Consider the following 22,168-nt stretch of genomic DNA (forward strand, 5'->3'; position numbering starts at 1 on the left):
CATTCACGGACGCGCATGTCTTGACTTGGGTCAATCCGGGGGCAACCGGGCCGCGCAGATGCGGCCCGGTCAGGCTGATCATTCCAGCGCGTCCTGCACGATTTCATCCAGCAGCGCCTGCACCTTCTGCATCTCGCCATCGGGGTAGGTGCGATAGCCCACCATCACCTCGCCTTCGCGCTCGGCCACGAACACGCCGTAGGGGCAATGCGCGATGTTCATAGGGTCGGCCTCCATCACCTCGCGCGAGAGGGTGGCAGAGCAAAAGAGGAAGATATCCGCCGCCTCGAAGATCGTCACGTCGCTGCCCACATCGGCACCGGTGCGGTTGAGCATGTCACCCACATGGCTGGTCAGGTCGATCACCAGCCCCCGGTCGAGGATGGCACTTTCGACCGCGAATGTCGCATCGCCGAAGGTGCCGTTGAACGGGTAGGTCACCGCCTCCTGCGCCATTGCAGGCAGCGCCATGAGGCCGAAAACCCCGGCCAGAATTGTCCGTTTCATTGCCTTTACTCCTTTGTCAGACAGGCGTTCGCGCGCCGATCAATCGAACATGTCCGTGGTGATACCGGCATACCAACCGACCGATTCCTCGTAGGTGGCCTTGCGGGTCGCTGCATCCTCGCCGGTCTGCGAGATGAAGCCGTCGACCTTGGCGATCTTTTCCTCGGTTGCCTCGTAGGTGGCCCCCACCTTGACGCCATCATCCTCGGCGATGAGCGACCAGCAGGTATTGGTGAACTTTGCCGGAAAGACATTCGATCCGGTGAGCGCGCCCCTTACCGCCATGGCGCAGACCTTGGCCTGTGAATTGGCGGCAAAGCCCGATTTGGGCATGTCGCCCTGTGCGGCGGCATCGCCGAGGACATGCACGTCCGGGTCCACCTTTGACGACATGTCGGCGGCATTCACCGGGGCCCAGTTGCCCTCCGTCACGCCCGCCATGTCGGCGATGCGCCCCGCCTTCTGTGCCGGGATCACGTTGCAGACATCCACGTCTTCCACGATTCCGTCGATATCGATGGTCATGGCCCCGGTGTCCACGCTCACGTTCTCGCCGCCGAAATCGGGACCGATCCGCTCGATCATGCCGCCGTAATGGCGCTGCCACCCCTCTTCGAACAGCGCCTGCTTGGAAAATTTGGGCTTGGGGTCGGCCACGAGGATCTTGGCGGTGGGGTTCACCCGGCTCAGCACATGCGCCACCATCGAGATCCGCTCATAGGGGCCCGGCGGGCAGCGGTAGGGGTTTGGCGGGGCCACCATGGCAAAGCGCCCGCCCTCGGGCATCGCCATGATCTGCGCCTTGAGCAACTCGCTTTGCGAGCCAGCCTTGTAGGCGTGGGGCATCCTGTTCTGCTGGGCCACCGACCAGCCTGGCACGGCATCCTCGACGAAATCGATACCGGGGCTGAGAATGATCTTGTCATAGGGCAGCACCGCACCCCCGGCGAGGCTGACGGTCTTGGCATCGCGGTCCACGTCCACTGCCCAGTCATGGACCACGTTGATCCCGTATTTCGCGGCCAGCGTGCCGTAGGTGTGGCTGATATCCTCCAGATCGGTGAAACCGCCGATATAAAGGTTGGAGAAATAGCAGGTGAAATAGCTGCGCGAGGGCTCGACCAGCGTGACGTCGATCGCGCCCTCGCTGTCCTTGGCGATGTAGCGCGCGGCGGTGGCCCCGCCCGAGCCGCCGCCGATCACGACGACACGCGGCTTGCCCGCACCCTGCGCCAGCACCGCGGGTGCAGAAAGCGTGGCAGCCGCAGCCGTTCCAACGGCAATGAACTTGCGTCGGTTCAAAGTCATGGTATCTCCTCCCTTGATCGGACCGCGTTTTATTCGAGGTCCTTGAAATAGGCCGCCAACGCCGCGATCTCCTCGTTCGAGAGCCGGCCAGCCATCATCTGCATCACCGGATGGGGACGCAGTTTGTCCTTGTAGGCATGCATCGCCACGACGAAATCCTCCTCCGGCCAGCGGGTGATCGAGGGGATGCCGTCCGCGCTGCCATCGGCCTGATGACAGCTCACGCATTCGCTGCTGAGATATTCGCCATATTCCGGATCGCCCTGAATGGCGAGAATATCGGGATCGACCGAGTGATCCGTGCCAATGGCCGTCGGTGCGGCCTCGGGTATGTTCGCGGGATTGTCGGAAAAACGGCGAAGATAAGCGAGCAGATCGGCGCGCGCCTGCTCGTCCTTCATGCCGCGATAGCTCATCCGCGTCCTGGATACGAGCGCGCGCGGGTTCTCGATATAGGCGTCGAGCGTCTCGAGCGTCCAGGTGAGCCCGTCGACCCCTGCCCGCTCCATCGAGGCGGAATAGCGATAGCCGTCATGCGCCGCCGCGCGCCGCCCGAAAATGCCGTTGAGATGGGGGCCAATCCGGTCCTCGGCCCCCTTGCCCACCTGGTGGCAGCCCGAGCATTCGCTGAACTGCTCCGCCCCTTTCTCGGCGTCGCCGATGAGCTCTGCCCGTGCCGCGCCGCCCGACACGACCATTGCGGCGAGCGTCAGGGCCGACAGGCGGGGCATCAGGCGCATTGAATCATTCCCCGAAGGTCGAGAGATAGGCGTTGACGGCGGCGATATCCTCGTCCGACCGCAGACCGGCAAAGCCCATCCGCGTCCCCTTCATGAAACCGCGCGGGTCGGCGAGGAAGGCAGCGAGGTTTTCCTCGTCCCAGACCAGGCCGTCGGCGGCCATGTCCTTGAGCGCAGAGGAATACCGGAACCCGTCCACCATCCCGGCGGCACGGTTCATCACGCCATTGAGATGCGGGCCGACTCGGTTCTTGGCCCCCTCGCCTACCATGTGACAGGCCTTGCACTGGCGAAACACCTTCTCGCCCGCGGCCACCAGCTCGGGGTCGGGGGCGGCGTCAGGGGCGGGCGCTGCGGCCTCCTCGGCCTCTGCCCCCTCTTCCTCCGGCGTCACGTCGAGCACGGCGGCGCGCATGGTGATCTCGACGCCGTCCTTGCAGTTCTCCATGCAGGGCTCGCCATGCCAGATCGCGTATTCCGTCTCGGCCCGGTCATCGACGATGAAGCCGTCGGCATTGGGCATCTCGACCTCTGCGAAATTCTCGTGACTGAGCACGAAATCGTCATCCACGAGGAAGTTGGAATAGAGGATGTAGGCGGTGATCGCGTAGACCTCGTCGGGGCTGAGCGACTGCGCGTTGCCGAAGGGCATCGAGCGGTTCACGTAATCCCACACGGTCGACAGGTAGGGCCAGTAGGAGCCCACGGTCTTGAGCGGGTCCTTGTCGGCCAGCGTGCCCTCGCCGCCCGCCAGCTTGGGCCAGTTGCCGACGCCTTCGGCGAAATCACCGTGACAGACGGCGCATTTCTCGACGAACACCTCCTCGCCGGTCCAGACATCGCCCGAGCCCTCGGGCAGGCCGCGCCCGTCCGGCATGATCTTTACGTCCCAGGCGGCGACCTCCTCGGGCAGCGCCGGGCGACCCAGCCCGTATTCACCCGCCCAGACGGCGGTCGCGGTGGCGCTGACGGTCAGGCCCGCGACCAGCGTGAACTTAAGAAACTTCGACATTCTCTGCCTCCCCGCCAGGCCGCACCCACCATGTCTGGATACAGTTGTTGTGATAGATCGAGTTCTCGCCGCGCACCTCGCGCAGCTGCGCCTTGGTGGGCTGGACATAGCCGGTCTCGTCCATCGCCCGGCTTTGCAGCAGCATCTCCTCGCCGTCCCACTCGGTATCGAGGTAGAAGCGGGTGAGCGCCTTGGCCTCGCCTTCCCTGGCCAGCCGCGCGGTCTGCCATGTCTTGCCGCCGTCCTTCGACACGTCCACGCGGGATATCGCGCCGTGGCCCGACCACGCCAGCCCGGTTATCACCAGCGGCCCCTTGCCGTGGGTGATCGGCGATTGCGGGCTGGGGCTGGTAATGACCGATTTGGCGTCCATCACCCACGTCCACTTGCGGCTGGTGCCGTCGGCCAGCGTATCGGTGTATTTCGATGTCTCCTCGCGGCTTTCCACGGGGCCGTCCGTCACCTCGACGCGGCGCAGCCACTTGACCCAGAGGTTGCCCTCCCAGCCCGGCACGACGAGGCGCACGGGATAGCCGTGCTCCTTGCGCAGCGCCTCGCCATTGGCATTGAACGCCACCAGGCAATCGCCCAGCGCCTTGCCCATCGGGATGGAGCGGCCGTTGGAAGAGGCATCCGCCCCCTCGACATAGACCCACTTGTCATCGAGGACACCCGCCGCGTCGAGCCCCGCCTCTTCCAGCAGGGTCCGCAGCGGCACGCCGGTATATTCCATGTTGTGGATCATGCCGTGGGTGAACTGCGCGCCGTTGAGCTGGGCGCCGGCCCATTCCATGCCCGTGTTGGCCGCGCATTCGCAGAAATAGACGTGGTTCTCGCGCGGGAAGCGTTCGAGATCGGCATAGGTAAAGACCAGCGGCGTATCCACCAGCCCGTTGATCATCAGCCGGTAATCTTCCTTCTTGAGGTCAATCGCGCCGGAATGGTGCCGCTCGAAGGCGCAGCCCTGCGGCGTGATCGTGCCGTCAAGCGCGTGGATCGGCGTGAAGTTGATCGAGCTGATCGTGTCGGCGGTCAGCCATTCGACATTGCGGCGCACCACGTCCGACTCGTACTCGATGGGCAGGCCGTAGGGCGTGGCATCCACGCCCTCGCCCAGGCCCGAGGCCCAGGGCTGCACTTCGGTGATGAGCGGGTCGGGGCCGGCCTTTGCCGCGCCGGCCGTCACCGCCCCCGCCGCCGCGGCCGCGCTGCCGCGCAGGAACGCGCGGCGCGAGGTCGGTTTTCCCTTGAAGAATTCAGACATCCAGACTGTCTCCTCTCGACTGATCGTCACGCGCCAATCACCTTGACGCTGTCATTGGGGGCGACACGCACGGTGCCCTGTTTGCGGATATGGCTCTCGACCACGTCCCAGATCTGCGGGCCCTCGGTGCCCTCGTTGACGCTGGCCCAACCGGCGACGACGTAAGTCTTCTCGGGGTCGATCGCCTCGCCGGTCCTGAGCAAAACCATGTCGCTGATCCGGCTGCCCTGCGGCTGGTTGATGTCGATCCGGTAGCCCATGCCGCCGATCCGCACCATGTCCCCGCCCTGCTGGTAATAGGGGTCGGGGTTGAAGATGTTGTCGGCCACGTCCTCGAGGATCACCTTGATGAACTCGCCGGTCATCTCGCTGCGATACGCCTTGCCATAGGTCATCGAGGTGACGTTGAAGATATCCTCGCGGGTGATGTCCTGCCCGGGGATGAGGGAGGGCCCCCACCGCACGCCGGGCGACATGGCGATATCGGCCTCGCGCTCCTCGATCAGCGCCTCGCAGATCAGGTCATCCCACGAGCCGTTGAAGTTGCCACGCCGGTAGAGCAGGCTGTCGGTCTGGCCGATCACCTCTTCGAGCTCTGCCTTGAACGGCGCGCGCTCGGCGTCGATCAGCGCGGTGACATCCTTGTCCGGGGCAATCACGTCGCTGAAGATCGGGATCAGCTTGTGACGGAAGCCCATCATCCGCCCGTCGCGCACGTCGAGATCGACGCGGCTCACGAACTTGCCGTTGGAGCCGCTGGCGATCAGGATCGTCTCGCCCACCAGAACCGGCTCTGGCAGTGCATCATGGGTATGCCCGGTCAGGATCACGTCGATTCCCTTTACGATCCCCGCCATCTTCTTGTCGACGTCAAAGCCGTTATGGCTCAGGCACACCACGAGGTCGGCGCCCTGAGCACGCACCTCGTCCACCATCGCCTGCATGTTCTCGTCACGGATGCCGAAGGAATAGTCGGGGAACATCCAGCCGGGGTTGGCGATCGGCATGTAGGGGAAAGCCTGTCCGATGACGGCGATCTTGGCCCCGCCACGCTCGAAGAACGTGTAGGGCGAGAACTCCGCCGCCGGCTCGTCCCACATCTTGTCGAAGATGTTCTGCCCCAACGCGGCAAAGGGCAGCCCCTCGACGATCTCGCGCACGCGCTCCTGCCCCAGGGTGAACTCCCAGTGAAAGGTCATCGCGTCGGGCCTCAGCGCGTTCATCACGTTGACCATGTCCTGCCCCTCGGTGTGATAGCAGGTATAGGAGCCGTGCCAGGTGTCGCCACCATCCAGCAGGATCGCCTCCGGGCGGTCGGCGCGGATGGCGTTGATCACGGTCGCCACGCGATCGAGCCCGCCGACCTTGCCATAGGCCTGCGCCAGCGCACTGAAATCGCCGGAGGACAGGGCGTAATGCGACGGGCTGCCATCGTCGATGCCATAAAGCTTGCGGAAATCCGCGCCGGTGACATGCGGCACCGCGCCCTTGTTGTCGCCCACGCCGATATTGATCGACGGCTCTCGGAAATAGATGGGCTTGAGTTGGGCGTGAATGTCGGTGACGTGGATCAGGCTCACGTTGCCGAAGGTGTCGAACTGCAACAGGTCATCCTGCGAAAGCGCCTGTTGTGCCGCCAGTTTCGCCCAGTTGCCAAAGGACGACGCCCCGAGGATGGCCGAGGCGGCCATGCTCGTCTGAAGAAAATCGCGACGCGAGATCATGTCGGGCCTTTCACGTTCCGCATGAACCCATGCGGTTTCTTGAATGTTTTTGCGTATGGAAAACCCCGCGCGGGCACCGCCCGGCGGGGTCCTCGTTCAGTTGCGGACCGATGGCCCCTCGACCGACAGGCCGTTGCCACGGCTCGCGACATAAAGCTCCAGCGCCACAAATTCGGGGCTGCCGGGCTTGTAGGTCTCGGCGCGGGTATCGCGCACGCAGCCCTTGAAGCGGGCATGGACCGTGTTGAGCTTGGTGTTCTTCAGACGGTAGACAGGGAAGCCGTTGATCTGCCCCTGGCTGAGATGATCGGCGCGGATCATGCGCCCGTAATTGTCCTCGTGACAATTGGCGCAGCTCAGTTCCAGTTGTCCGGTACGGGTATAATAGAGCTCCTTGCCCTGCTCCCAGGTCTCGGCCACCGGTCCATCCGTGGCCACATTGACGGGCATGCCACGCGACACCGACGAGATCAGCGCCACCATGCGGGCCATCGCACCACCGGTATATTTCAGCGGCTCGGCCTTCATGTTATCCTCGCGGCAGGCATTGACCTGCATCTCCATTGTGCGGACCTCACCGGCCTCCTCGTTCCATTTCGGGTAAACCGCGCGCACGCCTTTCATGCTGTCGGCCACGTCACCGTGGCAGCTTGCACAGGACTTGCCCGCCTCGCCCTCGGCCGTCTCCCAGTCATCCATCGCCTGCTCGACAAAGATCATGCCGGGATTGTCGAAATCGTCGGCCTGCATGGCGCGGGTCTCATCGCCGCGGAAATGCCAGCCCGAGATCACCTCGGGCAGCGCATCCTCGACCGTCGCCGACGGTTCGGTCCAAGTGGTCATCTCGATCTCTTCGTTGACGGTCAGCGTATCCTCGACGGGTTCGGCAAAGGCCGCACCCGCCGTGATCGCCGTCGCGCCCAACAGCGCCGTTATGGCTTTGATTCCTGTCATGTTCGTCCCTCCCTGACGATGCGGCCCTCAGGCCATCGCGACGCTCTTGGTCTCCTCGTAGACAGAGCCGTCGTCGTCGTACCAAGTGAACTTGAAGTCACCCGCTTCGGGCACCACGGCTGCCAACTCGAAATACGGGTTGGTCGAGATCGCGGGCTCCATCGTGACGTCGACGACCATCTCGCCGTTGAACTCGCAGGTGAAGCGGTGAATGATCGAACGCGGTATGGTGTTGCCATCAGCATCCTTGCGCTGGCCCGATTCCATCGGGTGGCTGATGAGGGTCTTGATGGTGACCGCCTCGCCGGGCTCGGCCTTGCGCGGCGCTTTCACGCGGGGTCTGACGTTGTCTGCCATTGTCCTGTTCTCCTGTCTCTGCCTCAGCCGCCGCAGCCGCCGATGGTGACCTTGACGTTGCTCGATGCCCTGGCAAAGGAGCCGTCCTTCATCTTGGCGATCGCCACCACGTCCTGCGTTCCGGCCAGGCGGATGCGGGTCGAGGCGCGCTGTTCGGCCGCCAGCGGCCCGAACTTGAACTCGGCGACGCCCGGCGTCGGGTTGCCCATGGCCAGCACGAGGATCGCCTCGGCGCCAGGGGCGTCAACCTCGATCGGCACGGTGTTGCCGTTCTCGGCAATCTCGGGCGCGGTCAGGGTGATGCCGCCGTCGCCCATCTCGGCACCGCCGGTGAACTCGGCGATCGCGTCTTCACCGGCGGCGGTTGCCCGCATCGGCAGGCCGAAGGCAACGACTGCACCCGCCCCCATCACCATCACGCTGCGTCTTGTCAGTGTCATCTCGTCTGTCTCCTCTTCAGGACGCCCGGCGCACGGGCGCAGGTATCATTCGGTGAGGGTCTGCAGATAGGCGACCACGTCCTCGATCTGCTGCGCGGTCAGAAGCGGGCCAAAGCTGTCATCCGCCGCCTCGCCGGTATAGGCGTTGCCGGGCCGGACGAAACCGTCGACCTTGTAGAAGGACGGCATCATCGAGCCTGGGAACATCATCTTGGCGTTGGCCACGATGCCGCGCAGCTCCGCCTCGCTCCAGCGGTCACCCGCACCATCGAGGGGCGGGCCTATCTCGCCATGGAACGGGATGTCGCTCATCTCGGAATTGGCATGGCAGGCCACGCAATTGCCAAGTGATTTCGAACCGACCACCTCGCGCCCCCGTTCGGGATCGCCGGGCTGCCCGGTGAGCGGCTGCGCCACCGCGCCGTAGTCGAATGCCACGTCGCCGGGCGCAGTCTCTGCCGCGGCGGCACCCGAGGCCGCACAGGCGAGGGCCAGGGCAATTATGTTGCGTTTCATGCGTCCTCCCTAACACATTCAGAATTTGGTATATCATAGAACACAAATCCGTGAGCGCACAACATTAAATTCTGATTTTTGAATTTGATGTATTCCTGCGCTCGGGATTGGCCCTGTCAATCCTGCTTCTCGGCGGCTCGCTCGGCGATCTTCCGTGCATGATAGCGCTGGAAATCCTCATCCGTATCAAGCGCGTATCGTTTCTCGTTCACCCATGTCAGCAGGTCGAGCGTGGTGCCCGCCTCGAACGCGCCGGGCATCATCGCCACCGCCGCCTCGGCCGCGCTCTGCCCCTCCGGCACCTCCTCGGGCAGGAACAGGATGGACGGGGTGAACAAGAGCCCCCACTTTCGGGCGGCCGCCTTCTCGCTGAGTGATTCCCCATCGAAATCGGTCACCTCGGTATCGCCGTGCAGATTGATCTGCACCACGAAGAAGTTTTCGCGGATGTAATCGGCGATCGCGGGACGCGGAAACACCTCCTCGTGCATCCGCGTGCAGTAGATGCAGCCGCGCTGCTCCACGATCAGCATCAGCCGCTTGTCCTCAGCCTCCGCCTCGGCGAGATCGTCGCGCAGGTCCTTGAACGTTTCGCGCATCCAATCGGTCTTGTGCAGCCCGTCATCGCCAAGTTCCGCTGCGGCGACCGGCACCGCCAGCACAAGCGCCGCCATCAGGCCAAGAAGTCGTGTCATGTCATCTCCTCCCTAGATTCTCTGAAAGACCGGAAATGCCTCGAGCATCCACTGCGCGATATAATTGACGCTGTCGGTGGCGATCAGCGCCGCGAAGACAATGAGCAGCGCGCCCATCGCCTTCTCCACCACCGGCAGGTACTGCCGGAACCGCGCGACAAAACGCAGGAACGGCCCGATGAACAGCGCCGCCACCATGAACGGTGTGGTCATCGCGAGGCCAAAGACCAGCATAAGCCCCAGCCCCTTCATCGCCGTCGCCTCGGTGCTTGCCGTGAACACCACAGCGGTCAGCACGCCGCCCACGCAAGGTGTCCAGCCCGCGGCAAAGGCAAAGCCCACGAGATACGCCCCCAGTACCGACATGCCCCGGGTCTCGCCCGCATCCACCTGGAACACGCGGTTGAGAAATCCGATGCGCAGCACGCCCAGGAAATGCAGCCCCATCACCAGAACGATCAGGGCTGCCACGGCGCGAAACTCGGTCTGGTGTGCGCGAAACGCCTGGCTGAGACCAAAGGCCGCCGCGCCGAGCAGCACGAAGACCGTGATGATCCCCGCCGAGAACATCACCGAGGCGGCAAAGGCACGCACCCGCACCCCCGCCGGGATCACGCCCTCCGTCGTCACCGCCGAGACGGATGCGCCCGCCATGTAGCTCAGGTAAAATGGTACGATGGGCAGCACGCAAGGCGAGAAAAACACCACCAGCCCCCCGAGAAAGGCGCTCAGAACGGACACGTCCAGCATCAAGGACCCCTGACAGGTTGCACTATATTCACATTCAAACTATCATATGTTTTTGAACATTCGTCAATCGGAGCGCCCATGCGCGTGCCCGCCTTTCTCCTCGGCCTGATCCTCGCGATGCTTCCCGCCGCGCCACGCGCCGCGGAATTGCTCATGGTCGAGCGGCACGGTTGCCACTGGTGCGACCGCTGGAACGCCGAGATCGGCCCGATCTATCCCAAGACAGACGAGTCGCTGCGCGCGCCGCTGCGCCGCGCGCAGATTCACGAGCTGCCAGGGGACATCGCGTTCACCTCGCGCCCCGTCTTCACGCCCACTTTCGTACTGATCGACGACGGGCGCGAGCTTGGCCGGATCGAAGGCTATGCCGGGGATGAATTCTTCTGGTTCCTGCTCGGCCAGCTTCTCGACGCGCATCCCGCGGCCACCGCCCTGCCCTGACCCCCAAGGACGGACCCGATCCGATGGACATCACGCAACAAAGTCTCGACGAGTTTCACCGCCACGCCTGCAACGCGGCGGAATTCCTCAAGGCGATCAGCCACGAGGGGCGGCTGATGATCCTGTGCCATCTCGCCACCGGCGAGAAATCCGTCTCCGAGCTCGAGGCCCTGCTCTCGGCGCGGCAGGCCGCGGTGTCGCAACAGCTCTCGCGTCTGCGGCAGGAGGGGATCGTCACACCCAGACGTGAGGGCAAGACAATCTATTATCGTTTGACAGACGAGCGTACCCGGAGAATGCTGTCCGTCGTCTACGACCTGTTCTGCCACTCCGCCTGAGCGGGGGTCGTGGTGCCGGGCAGAGGGAGGACGCGCATGGCCACCGAAATCCCCGATTCTGTCCTCATCGCGCTGGTCGCGTTCGGCGGCGGCGTGCTGCTGGGACTGGCGGCGCGCGTCGGGCGTTTCTGCACGCTGGGCGCGATCGAGGACCTGCTCTACCAGGGCAGTGACACGCGCCTGCGCATGTGGGGGCTGGCCATCGGGTTTGCCGGCGTTTCGGCTTTCGGCATGGCGGCGCTGGGCCTCTTCGATATCGGCGCGAATGTCTACTGGCGCACGCCCTGGTCGCCGCTCGCCAGCGTGGTGGGCGGGCTGCTCTTCGGCTACGGCATGTCGATTGCCGGGAATTGCGGCCACGGTGCGCTGGCGCGGCTTGGCGGCGGCGACCTGCGGGCCTTCGTGATCGTCCTGGTAATGGGCATCTCGGCCTATATCATGATGTCCGGCCCGCTGGCGACGCTGCGCGTTTCGCTGACCGAGGCGACCGCAGTCGGCTGGCAGACAACGAGTTATGCCGAGGTGGTGGCTGCGCTGACAGGGCTGCCGCTGGTGGTGGCGGGGCTTGGCCTCTCCCTCGCCATCGCGGGGCTGTCGCTCGCGTCGCGCACCTTCCTTGCGAACGCGCGGGCGGTGATCTGGGGGGCGGCGGTCGGCCTCGCCATCGCGTCGGGCTGGGCGGTTACCTCGCACGTTGCCAGTTTCGGCTTCGAGCCGCAGGAGGTGATCTCGCATACCTTCTCGGCCCCGCTGGGCGACACCATCCTCTACCTGATGACCGCCAGCAGTGGCAGCGGCATCGGCTTCGGCGTCGCCTCGGTATTCGGCGTGCTGGCGGGGGCATTGGCGGGCTGCTTTGCCCAGGGCCATTTCCGCTGGGAGGCATGCGACGACCCGCGCGAATTGCGCCGCCAGATCCTCGGCGGGGTATGCATGGGCTTCGGCGGGGTGATCGCGGTGGGCTGCTCGGTCGGGCAGGGCATGTCGGCGTTTTCCGTGATGGCGCTCAGCGCGCCGGTCACGCTGGCGGCAATTTTCGCGGGCGCGGCGCTGGGGCTCCGGCAGCTCATCACCGGCTTCGCCTGAGAGACGACGGCACCGGCTGCGCCCCCTCAGACCGCCGCGGCATCCAGCACCTCGGCCACCAGCGGGTTGGGGAAGCGGCGGCGCAGCGTCACGGCGAGGAACCGTTCGGTGATCCCCTCCAGCCGCGCGCGCTCCACCAGCATCCCCGAGGCCAGTTCGTCCTGCACCACGATGGGCGGGATCACGGCGAGGCTGCTGCCACTGCGCGCCAGCAGGCGCAGCATCGCCATGTCATCGGCCTCGGCGGCGATGCGGGGCACCACGCCCAGCCGGTCCAGCATCGCGTCAAAGGCCGCGCGCAGGGCCGATTCGGGTGTCGGAAGGACCAGCGGCTCGGTGGTCAGCATCTCCGACAGGTTGTGCGCGTCGCCCTCGCCTGCGGGCACCCCCACGAGGCTCACCGGCTGTTCGGAAATCGCGTGCACGAGATAGGGGCTGCCGGCATCGCGCGCGGGCACGAGATTGCTCAGCACAATATCCAGTGTCAGCGCCTCGAGACCACGCAAGAGATCGCTCTGCGTGCCCGAGCGCAGCACCACCTCGACATCCGCGCGCCCGATCAGCGGCCCGACGAAACCGATCTGGAAATTGCGCGACAGGGTCGAAAGCGCCCCCACCCGCAGCACCCGGCGCGAGCCGGGGGCCTGCGCCAGCGTCGCCGTGAGGTCGTCGGCGGTGCGAAAGATCGCCTCGGCGTGATCGAGTGCAATGCGGCCCGCTTCGGTCAGGACGAGGCCGCGGCCCCGGCGGTCGAACAGGTCGTGGCCGAGCGTCGCCTCGAGCGTGCGCAACTGCGTCGAGAGCGCCGATTGCGACAGGTTGAGGCCGCGCGCGGCGCCGGTCAGCGTGCCGTCGCGGGCGACGGCGCGGAACAGGCGCAGGTGGTGAAGGTTCAGTTGGGCCATTGTTCTATTTTATCAAATGATATTCCGCATAATATGTAATTTTATAGAAGTTCCGCAAGTCGTATCTCCTGCTCCAAACCTCTGAAACAGGAAACGCACGACATGGACCTGCCCCCTCTGAGCCTCTTTGCACCCCTTGTTTTACTGGCCGTTGCGGCGCTGAGCATCGCCCGGCCCGGTCGCCGCCCGCGCGCCCTGCCGAGGCTGGCCGAGGGAGCCGCGCTGGCGGCGCTCGCGGTCGGCGTGGCAGGGCTGGGGCAGCTTCTGATCGCCGGGCCGGTCACGCTCCCGGGTCTCATCCGGCTCGACGCGGTGAGCGCGACGATGGTGGTTCTGGTCTCCTTTGTCGGCTGGGTGGTGGTGCGCTACGCGCGCAGTTACCTCGACGGCGAGGCGCGCGAGGGCGCGTTTCACGGGCTGCTTCTGGCGGCGCTGGCGGCGGTGAACCTGCAGGTTCAGGCGGCGAACCTTGCGGTTCTGGCCGCCGGGTTCATCGCCACCGGGCTGGTCATAAAGCAACTGCTCATGTTTTACCCCGACCGCGCCGAGGCGCGGCGCGCGGCGGCCAAGTTCACCCTTGTCTGGGGCGCGGGCGACGCGGCGCTGATCCTCGCCGCCGCGCTGCTGTGGCACGCCTTCGGCACCATCGGCATCGCCGACCTGACAGCAGCGGCGGGCGCGGGCCTGCCGCTCGCCGCCAAGCTGGCGGTGGCGCTGCTGGTGATCGCGGCGGCGCTCAAGACCGCGGCCTTTCCTCTGCACGGATGGCTGACCGAGGTGATGGAGGCGCCCACCCCGGTCTCGGCGCTGCTGCACGCGGGCATCATCAACGGCGGCGGGCTGCTGCTGATCCGGCTGGCGGAGGTGGTGCAGGCAAGCCCCGGCGCGATGGCCGCGCTGGTGATGCTGGGCGGGCTGACCGCGATTTTCGGCGCGGCGGTGATGCTCACGCAGAGCGCCGTCAAGACGGCGCTGGCGTGGTCCACCGTGGCGCAGATGGGGTTCATGCTGTTGCAATGCGGGCTGGGCCTGTGGGCGCTGGCGATGCTGCATATCGTGGCGCATTCGCTCTACAAGGCGCATGCCTTCCTCGCCTCGGGCGGGGCGGTGCAGGCGGTGCTGTCGGTGCGGCGGCCGGGGCCGGTGGCGGCGCCGGGGCTGGCGGCGGTGGCGCGGTCCTTTGCGCTGGCGCTGGTGCTCTACGCGGTGGTGGCCACCGGGTTCGGCCTGATCGCGGGCCCGAAATCGGCGCAGGCGCTGGCACTGGGGACGATCCTGATCCTTGGCGTCGCCTACCTCGTGGCGCAGGGCCTCGCGGATGCCGCGCCGCGCGCGCTGACGCGGCACACGGCGCGCGCCTCGCTGGCGGCGGCGGTGGCCTATTTCGGCTTTCACGTCCTGGCCGGGGTGCTGTGGGGCACGCACCTGCCCGCGCCGCCCGCGCCGGGGCCGCTGGAATGGGGCCTCATCGTGCTGGCGCTGGGCTCTTTCGGGCTGGTGGCGGTGGCGCAGGCGCTGTTCCCGCTCTGGGCGCACCACCCCTCGACCGCCGGGCTGCGGGTGCACCTCGCCAACGGGCTATACCTCAACGCCGTGCTCGACCGCCTGATCGGCGGGCTGAAAACCGCGAAATCCAACTGACACGGACAGGGCAGGAGTAGAGACAGATGTTCCTCAAGCACACACAGATCGCCGCCGACCGGGTCTCGGGCCTGCTGACAAGCGCCGAGGCCGCGGCACGGGCCATCCCGCCGGCGTTTCCGCTGGACGCGACCGTCGCGGTCAACCCGTTCCTCGGGCAGGCGCAGGATGACCTCGCCACCGCATCCGCACGGCTGGCGCGGGTGGCGGGGGTGCGCCTCACCCGCCCGCGCGCCGAGTATGCCGCGCAGATGAAGGCGGGCGGGATCACCGATGACGATCTCGCCGCCGCGCTGTTCGCGAGCGCCTCGCCGCTCAAGCCCGCCGACCTCGCGCTGGTGAAGGCGAAACTCGCCGCCGAGAGCCCCGCGCCGCAGGCCCTGCCCACGGTGGCGGAACTGGCGTCAGAGGCCACCGGCACCGACTGGCCCGCCGTGATCGCGCGCAGCCTTGGGCTGTGGGCGGCGGGGCATTTCGACCGGGGACAGGCGCTGTGGACGCCCGCGCCGGGGCGCGGGGCCTTTGCCGCGTGGCGCGAATGGGCGACCCATGACCTGACGCCGGAGATCGCCGGGCTGACCGGCTTTTGCGCGCATGTCGCCGCCGCGCCGGACACGGCGGAGCGGGCGATCCTGCGCGCCGCCGAGCGGCTGGGCCTGACGGAGACGGCGGCGGAGACGGCGTTTCACCGGCTGCTGATGGATCTGGGCGGCTGGGCGCAGCACGCGCGCTGGATGCTCTGGCAGGCGGAAATGGCGGGCGAGAGCGACACCACCATCACAGACCTGCTGGCGATCCGCATGATCTGGGAGGAGGCGTTGCTAGAGCACGCGCCACAGGTCGCAGGCGACTGGCGGGATGTGGTGGCCGCCCATGCCGAGCCGGTCGCGCCGACGCCCGATCAGGCGATCGACGCGATCCTTCAGGACGCCGCCGAACGCAGCTATCAGCGCCGCCTGTCGGCGGCCCTGACCGGGGCCAAGGCGCAGGAGACGCGCCCCGCGCTTCAGGCCGCGTTCTGCATCGACGTGCGGTCCGAGGTGTTCCGCCGCGCGCTGGAGGCGCAGGGCGGCGCGATCGAGACCATCGGCTTTGCCGGGTTCTTCGGCCTGCCTTTGGCGCACAAGCCACAAGGCACGGACCTGGCGCAGGCGCATCTGCCGGTGCTGCTGAAACCGGCACTGACCTCGTGCAGCCATGCCGGGCCGGAAACCGAAGAGGAGACGCGAATCGCGGCGCGCGCGGTGCGGGCCTGGGGCCGGTTCCGGCAGGCGGCGGTATCGTCGTTTGCCTTTGTCGAGGCGGCAGGCCCGGCCTATGGCTGGAAGCTGGTGCGCGACGCGCTGGCGCTGGGGGAAAAGACCCGGGCGCCCGAGCCGGCCCCGCGCATCGAGGGCGGGCTGAGCGCCGCACGGAAGGCCGGGACCGCGGCAGCGGTCCTGCGCGCCATGAGCCTGACCACCGGGCACGCGCGGCTGGTGCTGCTGCTGGGCCACGGCGCGAACGTGGCCAACAACCCGCATGAGAGCGCCTATCACTGCGGCGCCTGCGGCGGGCAGACCGGCGCGGTCTCGGCGCGGCTGCTGGCCGCTTTGCTCAACGATCCCGAGACGCGGGCGGGCCTCTCCGACCACGGCATCGCGCTGCCCGGCGACACGCTGTTTATGGCCGGGCTGCACGACACTACGACCGATGCCGTCACCCTCTACGAGGACACCCGCGCCCCGGACCACGCCGCCGATATCGCGCAGGCGCGCGCATGGCTCGATGCGGCGGGGGGCGTGGCGCGGGCCGAGCGGGCGGGCCGCCTGCCCGGCGCGCGGCCCGACACCGTGGCGCGGCGCGCGCGCGACTGGGCCGAGTTGCGCCCGGAATGGGGGCTGGCGGGCTGTGCCGCCTTTGTCGCCGCGCCGCGCGGGGCGAGTGCCGGGGCCGACCTGGGTGGGCGGGCGTTCCTGCACAGCTATGACTGGCGGGCGGATGCGGGCTTTGCCACGCTGGAGCTCATACTCACCGCGCCGGTGGTGGTGGCGAGCTGGATCAGCCTGCAATATTACGGCGCGACCGTGGCGCCGGCGGCCTTTGGCGGCGGCAACAAGCGCATCCACAACGTGGTGGGCGGGATCGGCGTGGTGCAGGGTAATGGCGGCATCCTGCGCCCCGGCCTGCCGTGGCAGGCCGTGCATGACGGGGAGCGCGCGGCGCATGAGACGCTGCGCCTCACGGTGATGATCGAGGCCCCGCGCGAGGCGATCGGGGATGTGCTGGCGCGGCACGGGGAGGTGCGGACGCTGTTCGACAACGGCTGGCTGCACCTTCTCGCGCTGGAGGGGGGTCGGGTGGCCGCGCGCTACCGGCCCGGGCTTGAGTGGGAGGTGGCCTGACCCCGGCTCAACCGGCGTGATCCGCGAGGATCATGTCCGATGCCTTTTCCCCGATCATGATGGCGGGGGCGTTGGTGTTGCCCGAGACGATCTCGGGCATGATCGAGCAATCGGCGACGCGCAGCCCGGTGATGCCGTGCACGCGCAGCCGGGCATCGACCACCGCGTCGGGCCCCTGCCCCATCTTGCAGGTGCCGGTGGGGTGGTAGATCGTGGTGGAATAGTCGCGCGCCCAGTCGAGCGTGCCCTCGTAATCGTCAATATCGAGGGTCGCGGCGGGGCGGAATTCCTCTGATATCTTGGTGCTGAGCGGCGCGTGCCGGGCGATGCGGCGGGCGATGCGGATGCCCTCGACGATGGTCCGGCAATCGGTCTCGGTGGCGAGGTAATTGGGGTGGATTTTCGGGTAGGTGCCCGGATCGGCAGAGGCGAGGCGGATGTGGCCCCGGCTCTCGGGGCGCAACTGACAGACCGACATGGTGAAGGCCGAGAAGCGATGTGGCCCCTCGCCGGGGCTGTCGGCGGACCAGGGCTGTACGTGGAACTGGATGTCGGGGGTTTCGACATGATCGCCGGTGCGCATGAAGCCGGTGGCGAGGCTGGCGGCCATGGCCATCGGTCCCGCGCGGAACATCGCGTATTTGAGCGCGATGCGGGCCTGATCGAACAGGCTGCGCACCTCGTCGTTGAGCGTCGGCTCGTTGCACTTGAACACCAGCCGCGCCTGCAGGTGGTCCTGCATGTTGCGGCCCACGCCGGGCAGGTCGCACAGCGGCTCGATGCCGTGCCCGGCCAGATGCGCCGCCTCGCCCAGCCCCGACACCATCATCAGGTGCGGCGAGCCGATGGCGCCCGAGGACAGGATCACCTCGCGTCCGGCGCGCACGACATGCTCTGCCCCGCTGCGGTCGCGATACGCCACGCCGGTGGCGCGGGTGCCGTCAAAGGTGATGCGGCTGGCCTGCGCGCGGGTCAGGATCGTCAGGTTCGCGCGCTTGCGGACGGGATTGAGAAACGCCACGGCGGCAGAGCAGCGACGCCCGTTGCGCGTGGTGAGCTGAAAATAGCCCACCCCCTCTTGGCAGGCACCGTTGTAATCGGGGTTGTAGGGATAGCCCGCCTCCTGCGCCGCAGCGACCCAGGCGTCGCAGATGGGGCGTTGCAGACGCATGTTCGAGACGGAAAGAGGCCCCTGGTCGCCGTGGTAGTCATCGGCACCACGCTCCTGCCGCTCGGAGCGCTTGAAGAGCGGCAGCACGTCGTCCCAGCCCCAGCCGGGATTGCCCATCTGCGCCCAGCGGTCGTAATCCTGCGGCTGTCCGCGCACATAGAGCAACCCGTTGAGCGACGATGACCCGCCCAGCACCTTGCCGCGCGGCCAATCGAGAGCGCGGCCATTGAGCCCGGGATCGGGTTCGGTGCGGTAGCACCAGTCCACGCTGGGGTTGTGCATGGTCTTGAAATACCCGACCGGGATGTGAATCCACGGGTTCCAGTCGCGCCCGCCCGCCTCGAGCAGCACCACCCTGGTCTTCGGGTCGGCGGAAAGCCGATTCGCAAGCACGCATCCGGCAGACCCTGCCCCGACGATCACGTAATCCGCTGATATATCCGACATTTCCGACCGACCTTTGCACAAAATTCGTGCGGGAAAGATTTTCCTTGCCAGATTGAGCATAAGTCTATCAATATTGAGACTGCAAGTATCAATATTTGCAATCAGGGAGGATATCATGAAAGTATCGAATGCCCTCAGCGGGATTTCGCGGCGGGATCTGTTCCGCCTGACGGGCCAGTTCGGCCTGTCATCCGTGGTCATGGGTGCGGGTGCACTGACCGGGGCGATGACGCTGCCCTCGCTCGCGCGCGCAGCCGAGAGCACCTACGACAAGCGGTTCGCCAAGGAGCCGAAGCACAAGCTGACGCTCGGTGCCGCCGGGTTCAACCCGCGCAACCTGCTGATCGAGCGCGCCGGCGTTCTGGAATTCGCCCGCGACCTGGAGGAGCGGACCGAGGGCGAGATTCGTGTCGAATTCATCGGTGACAACCAGATCTGCGGTCAGCTCAACTGTGTCGAGAAAACCCAGACCGGCGTGATCGACATGTATGCCGCCTCGACGCAGAATTCGGCTGGCGGTGCGCCCTATCTCAACGTGCTCGACTATGCCTACATGTTCCCGAGCCGGGCGTCGCAGTATCACTTCCTCTATTCCCCGGAATCGCAGCGCATCCTGCGCGAGCCGCTGGAAAAGCGGCACGGGCTGAAATTCCTGTTCTCGCATTGCGAATTGCGCGGCATCCAGCTTGGCAACAACTTTGCCGAGAAGCCCACGGTCACGAAGCTGGAGGAGCTGTTCGGGACCAAGAACCGCGTCACCGGCACGCAGCTTGGCCGCATCGCGATGCAGCTTCTCAACCTCAACCCGGTGCCGGTGGCCTGGGAAGAGACATTGGACGGGCTCAAGCAGGGCCTGATCGACGGCGCGGAAACATGGGCGTCGGCGGTGGCCTATGCCAACATGTCGCCGGTGGTCAGCCAATCGGTCGATCTCAAGTTCTTCTGCGGCACGGAACACACGTCGATGTCATCGCGGGTGTTCGACGCGATGGAGCCGCATCTTCAGGATGCGATCATGGAATCGGCCTATCTGGCGCAGGTCCATGTGCAGGCGGCGAACGAGGCGGCGCTGGTCAAGACCGTCGGCTTCTCGGACCCGCAGCTTCCCGGCACGATCTTTGCCGAAAACAACGTGCGGCCCGCGTTCCTCGCCGACGATCAGATCAAGATGGCCGAGGAAATGTGCTCGCCCGAGTTCAACCCCGAACCCTGGGCGCAGTGGCGCGAGCGGCTCAACAACTGGGCCGGGGGCATCGACACCTACCAGGAGATCTACAACACGGCGCGCGAGATCCCCGTGGACACGCTGCCCGAGAATGTCGAGCCGCGCCGCTGGTGGCGTGCGGCATGATCGCCTAGCATCGGGCCGGGCCGTGCGCGGCCCGGCACCCCAAGCCGCCGGGACGTGCGGCCAGGACATACGGCAACCCAAGGGGAGGAGTGGGCATGACCGGCTGGTTTCAGGGCACGGGAGAGATCCTGAGTGCCCTCGCCTCGGGCGATTCATGGATGTTGAGCGAAGCGATGCGCGCGCCCGCGGTCTGGCCGCTGGGGCTGATCGCGATGCTGGTCATGGCGATGGGGTTTCTCATCCTCTACCGCGTCGTGCCCTGGGCCGAGCGCAATTTCGAGCAATCGCTGATGGTCATCTCCTACCTCGCCATCGGCGGGATCATCTTTGTCGAGGTGTTCCGCCGCTTCGTGTTGTCGCAACAGGCGCCGTGGTCCACCACGCTGCCGCCGTTCCTGTTTCTGATCATGACGTGGTTCGGGTGCAGCTATAACGTCAAGCTGCGCACGCATCTGGCCTTTGCCGAGTTCCGCACCGCCATGCCGCGCGCCGGGCAGATGGGCTGCCTGATCCTCGACGCGGTGCTGTGGATCGGGTTTTCCTGGGTGGTGGTCGTCACCTCGACCAAGGTGGTGGCCAATTCGGCGGCGAATTTCCAAATCATGCTGGGCACGGACAACGTGATGCAATGGTGGTTCCTGCTGTCGGTGCCGCTGGCCTTTACCACGCTGGTGGCGCGGGTGATCGAGAACCTGCTGCGCGACATCGCCAATTTCCGGCGTGGCGACACGCTCATCACCCAGGCCGTGATCGGAGGCGACTGACATGACCGACCCTTCAACGCTTGTCACGCTCATCTCCATCGCGGTGACGCTTCTGTTCATGCTGGGCGTGCCGGTCTTTCTGGTGATCGGCTACTGGGTGATCGGCGTCTCTTTCGTCCTCGGCATGCCCTTGCAGAATATCGGCGGCGCGCTGGCGGATGTGTTCACCGACGGCTTTGCCCTGCTGGCCATGCCGCTCTTCATCCTGACGGGGGATCTCATCAACCGCTCAGGGATCGCGCGCCGACTGTCGGATTTCGCCTATGCCTGCCTTGGCTGGATACGCGGCGGGCTGGCGATGGCGTCGCTTGGCGCCTGCGGGCTTTTCGCCGCGATATCGGGCTCGAACTCGGCCACCACGGCGACCATCGGTTCGATGCTGCATCCCGAGATGGTCAAGGGCGGCTATGACGAGCGGTTCTCGGCGGCGACAGCGGCGGCGGGCGGCACGGTGGGGATCATCATCCCGCCCTCGATCATCTTCATCGTCTACGGCTTCCTGCTGAACCTGCCGATTTCGGACCTGTTCGTCGCGGGCATCATTCCCGGCGCGCTGATGGTGGGGGCGATGATGTTCGCCGCCTTCCTGATCTGCTTTAGCAACAAGTGGGGCATCCTGATCGCGCTGAGCCCGATGCGGGTGATCAAGACCGCGATCGGCGCGTGGCTGGGGTTCTTTGCCATCGGGCTGGTGCTCTGGGGTATCTACACCGGCAAGTTCTCGCCCACCGAGGCGGCGGGCGTGACCGTGGGATTCTGCGTGATCGTGGGCTTTGTCAGCCTGCCGCTCTACAGGATCATGGGCGGGGCCAAGGGGCGCGACGTGAACGAAAAGCGGGTCTCGGAAATGCTGGTGGTCGAAGGGTTCAGCCCGCTGGAACTGCCCTCGATCACGATGCGCTCGGCGCAAATCACCGGCATCCTCGCGCCGCTTATTGCCGTGTCGGTGGTGATGCAGCAGATCCTGTCGGTGCTGGGCGCGCAGGAGCTGATCGGCGGGTTCGTGACCTCGATGGGCGGCTATTACGCGGTGCTGTTCACCTCGATGGCGATCGTGTTCGTCTGCGGCATGGTGCTCGAAAGCCTGCCGGTGACGATCATCCTCGCCCCCATCCTTGCCCCCATCGCGCATGAGGTCGGCGTCGAGCCGGTGCAATTCGCGGTGATCTTTCTTGTCGGGGCCTCCATCGGGTTCATCACCCCGCCCTACGGGCTCAACCTCTATGTCGCATCGGGTGTGACGGGCGTTCCCTATTTCCGCCTGTTGCGTTACACGGTGCCGTATCTGGTGGCTTTGCTTTCGGTCTGGTTCATCGTGGCCCTCGTGCCAGAGCTTTCGACGGCCCTGCTTCCGAACCGTTGACAATGGGGTA

At 66.2% G+C, this 22,168-nt stretch carries 22 protein-coding genes; 8 read left to right on the forward strand and 14 right to left on the reverse strand.

Going from position 1 to position 22,168, the window contains the following annotated elements; all coding sequences use genetic code 11:
- Positions 1–78: 78 nt before the first annotated feature.
- The 12 genes from ACFFU4_RS10010 to ACFFU4_RS10065 form a co-directional block, all read right to left on the reverse strand.
- Complete coding sequence (locus ACFFU4_RS10010; protein WP_377069625.1) at positions 79–507, reverse strand: DUF302 domain-containing protein; 429 nt, start codon at positions 505–507, stop codon at positions 79–81.
- 39 nt (positions 508–546) lie between these two features.
- Complete coding sequence (locus ACFFU4_RS10015) at positions 547–1,815, reverse strand: FCSD flavin-binding domain-containing protein (RefSeq protein ID WP_377069626.1); 1,269 nt, start codon at positions 1,813–1,815, stop codon at positions 547–549.
- Positions 1,816–1,844: 29 nt separating this feature from the next.
- Positions 1,845–2,546: a c-type cytochrome gene (locus ACFFU4_RS10020; protein WP_377069723.1), complete on the reverse strand. Its 702-nt coding sequence runs from the start codon at positions 2,544–2,546 to the stop codon at positions 1,845–1,847.
- A 13-nt stretch (positions 2,547–2,559) separates the two neighbouring features.
- Positions 2,560–3,567, reverse strand: coding sequence for a c-type cytochrome (locus ACFFU4_RS10025; RefSeq protein WP_377069627.1), 1,008 nt, complete (start codon positions 3,565–3,567; stop codon positions 2,560–2,562).
- Positions 3,551–4,831 carry a sulfite dehydrogenase gene (soxC, locus tag ACFFU4_RS10030; protein ID WP_377069628.1) on the reverse strand — a complete coding sequence of 427 codons (1,281 nt, stop codon included), beginning with the start codon at positions 4,829–4,831 and terminating at the stop codon, positions 3,551–3,553. The genes ACFFU4_RS10025 and soxC overlap by 17 nt, the downstream gene beginning before the upstream one ends.
- A 26-nt stretch (positions 4,832–4,857) precedes the next feature.
- The gene (soxB, locus tag ACFFU4_RS10035) at positions 4,858–6,555 is read right to left on the reverse strand and encodes a thiosulfohydrolase SoxB (protein ID WP_377069629.1); all 1,698 of its coding nucleotides are present in this window, start codon (positions 6,553–6,555) and stop codon (positions 4,858–4,860) included.
- 96 nt (positions 6,556–6,651) lie between these two features.
- Entirely contained in the window at positions 6,652–7,509 is an 858-nt protein-coding gene (gene soxA, locus ACFFU4_RS10040) for a sulfur oxidation c-type cytochrome SoxA (RefSeq protein WP_377069630.1), read from the reverse strand.
- A 27-nt stretch (positions 7,510–7,536) separates the two neighbouring features.
- On the reverse strand, positions 7,537–7,866 hold the full coding sequence (soxZ, locus tag ACFFU4_RS10045; RefSeq protein WP_377069631.1) for a thiosulfate oxidation carrier complex protein SoxZ: 330 nt from the start codon (positions 7,864–7,866) through the stop codon (positions 7,537–7,539).
- 23 nt (positions 7,867–7,889) lie between these two features.
- The gene (gene soxY / locus ACFFU4_RS10050) at positions 7,890–8,306 is read right to left on the reverse strand and encodes a thiosulfate oxidation carrier protein SoxY (RefSeq protein WP_377069632.1); all 417 of its coding nucleotides are present in this window, start codon (positions 8,304–8,306) and stop codon (positions 7,890–7,892) included.
- Between the two features lie 45 nt (positions 8,307–8,351).
- Positions 8,352–8,822, reverse strand: a complete 471-nt coding sequence (soxX, locus tag ACFFU4_RS10055) for a sulfur oxidation c-type cytochrome SoxX (RefSeq protein WP_377069633.1) — start codon at positions 8,820–8,822, stop codon at positions 8,352–8,354.
- Positions 8,823–8,938: 116 nt separating this feature from the next.
- On the reverse strand, positions 8,939–9,517 hold the full coding sequence (locus ACFFU4_RS10060; RefSeq protein WP_377069634.1) for a thioredoxin family protein: 579 nt from the start codon (positions 9,515–9,517) through the stop codon (positions 8,939–8,941).
- 12 nt (positions 9,518–9,529) lie between these two features.
- A complete protein-coding gene (locus tag ACFFU4_RS10065; protein ID WP_377069635.1) occupies positions 9,530–10,267 on the reverse strand; it encodes a cytochrome c biogenesis CcdA family protein in 738 nt (245 codons plus the stop codon).
- Between the two features lie 78 nt (positions 10,268–10,345).
- Here ACFFU4_RS10065 and ACFFU4_RS10070 point away from each other — a divergent pair, with 78 nt between their 5' ends.
- Genes ACFFU4_RS10070 through ACFFU4_RS10080 form a run of 3 tightly spaced genes read left to right on the forward strand, consistent with a single transcriptional unit; the run spans position 10,346 to position 12,132 of the window.
- Positions 10,346–10,708, forward strand: a complete 363-nt coding sequence (locus tag ACFFU4_RS10070; protein WP_377069636.1) for a hypothetical protein — start codon at positions 10,346–10,348, stop codon at positions 10,706–10,708.
- A gap of 23 nt (positions 10,709–10,731) precedes the next feature.
- Positions 10,732–11,046, forward strand: coding sequence for an ArsR/SmtB family transcription factor (locus ACFFU4_RS10075; RefSeq protein WP_377069637.1), 315 nt, complete (start codon positions 10,732–10,734; stop codon positions 11,044–11,046).
- 36 nt (positions 11,047–11,082) lie between these two features.
- On the forward strand, positions 11,083–12,132 hold the full coding sequence (locus ACFFU4_RS10080) for a YeeE/YedE family protein (protein ID WP_377069638.1): 1,050 nt from the start codon (positions 11,083–11,085) through the stop codon (positions 12,130–12,132).
- A 26-nt stretch (positions 12,133–12,158) separates the two neighbouring features.
- Here ACFFU4_RS10080 and ACFFU4_RS10085 read toward each other — a convergent pair whose 3' ends face one another.
- Positions 12,159–13,037: a LysR family transcriptional regulator gene (locus ACFFU4_RS10085; RefSeq protein ID WP_377069639.1), complete on the reverse strand. Its 879-nt coding sequence runs from the start codon at positions 13,035–13,037 to the stop codon at positions 12,159–12,161.
- 102 nt (positions 13,038–13,139) lie between these two features.
- Here ACFFU4_RS10085 and ACFFU4_RS10090 point away from each other — a divergent pair, with 102 nt between their 5' ends.
- Together ACFFU4_RS10090 and ACFFU4_RS10095 are read left to right on the forward strand one after the other, a co-directional pair.
- Positions 13,140–14,678 carry a proton-conducting transporter transmembrane domain-containing protein gene (locus tag ACFFU4_RS10090; RefSeq protein WP_377069640.1) on the forward strand — a complete coding sequence of 513 codons (1,539 nt, stop codon included), beginning with the start codon at positions 13,140–13,142 and terminating at the stop codon, positions 14,676–14,678.
- 26 nt (positions 14,679–14,704) lie between these two features.
- Positions 14,705–17,062: a YbcC family protein gene (locus ACFFU4_RS10095; protein ID WP_377069641.1), complete on the forward strand. Its 2,358-nt coding sequence runs from the start codon at positions 14,705–14,707 to the stop codon at positions 17,060–17,062.
- A 7-nt stretch (positions 17,063–17,069) separates the two neighbouring features.
- On the opposite strand, the gene ACFFU4_RS10100 is transcribed toward ACFFU4_RS10095, so the two are convergent.
- Entirely contained in the window at positions 17,070–18,680 is a 1,611-nt protein-coding gene (locus ACFFU4_RS10100) for a GMC family oxidoreductase (RefSeq protein WP_377069642.1), read from the reverse strand.
- A gap of 115 nt (positions 18,681–18,795) precedes the next feature.
- Here ACFFU4_RS10100 and ACFFU4_RS10105 point away from each other — a divergent pair, with 115 nt between their 5' ends.
- The 3 genes from ACFFU4_RS10105 (at position 18,796) to ACFFU4_RS10115 (ending at position 22,158) form a co-directional block, all read left to right on the forward strand.
- Positions 18,796–20,031 carry a TRAP transporter substrate-binding protein gene (locus ACFFU4_RS10105; protein ID WP_377069643.1) on the forward strand — a complete coding sequence of 412 codons (1,236 nt, stop codon included), beginning with the start codon at positions 18,796–18,798 and terminating at the stop codon, positions 20,029–20,031.
- Between the two features lie 95 nt (positions 20,032–20,126).
- Complete coding sequence (locus tag ACFFU4_RS10110) at positions 20,127–20,795, forward strand: TRAP transporter small permease (protein WP_377069644.1); 669 nt, start codon at positions 20,127–20,129, stop codon at positions 20,793–20,795.
- 1 nt (position 20,796) lies between these two features.
- Positions 20,797–22,158: a TRAP transporter large permease gene (locus ACFFU4_RS10115; RefSeq protein ID WP_377069645.1), complete on the forward strand. Its 1,362-nt coding sequence runs from the start codon at positions 20,797–20,799 to the stop codon at positions 22,156–22,158.
- The last annotated feature ends 10 nt before the right edge of the window (positions 22,159–22,168 follow it).

This window comes from Roseovarius ramblicola (genome assembly GCF_042430665.1).
Classification (GTDB): domain Bacteria; phylum Pseudomonadota; class Alphaproteobacteria; order Rhodobacterales; family Rhodobacteraceae; genus Roseovarius; species Roseovarius ramblicola.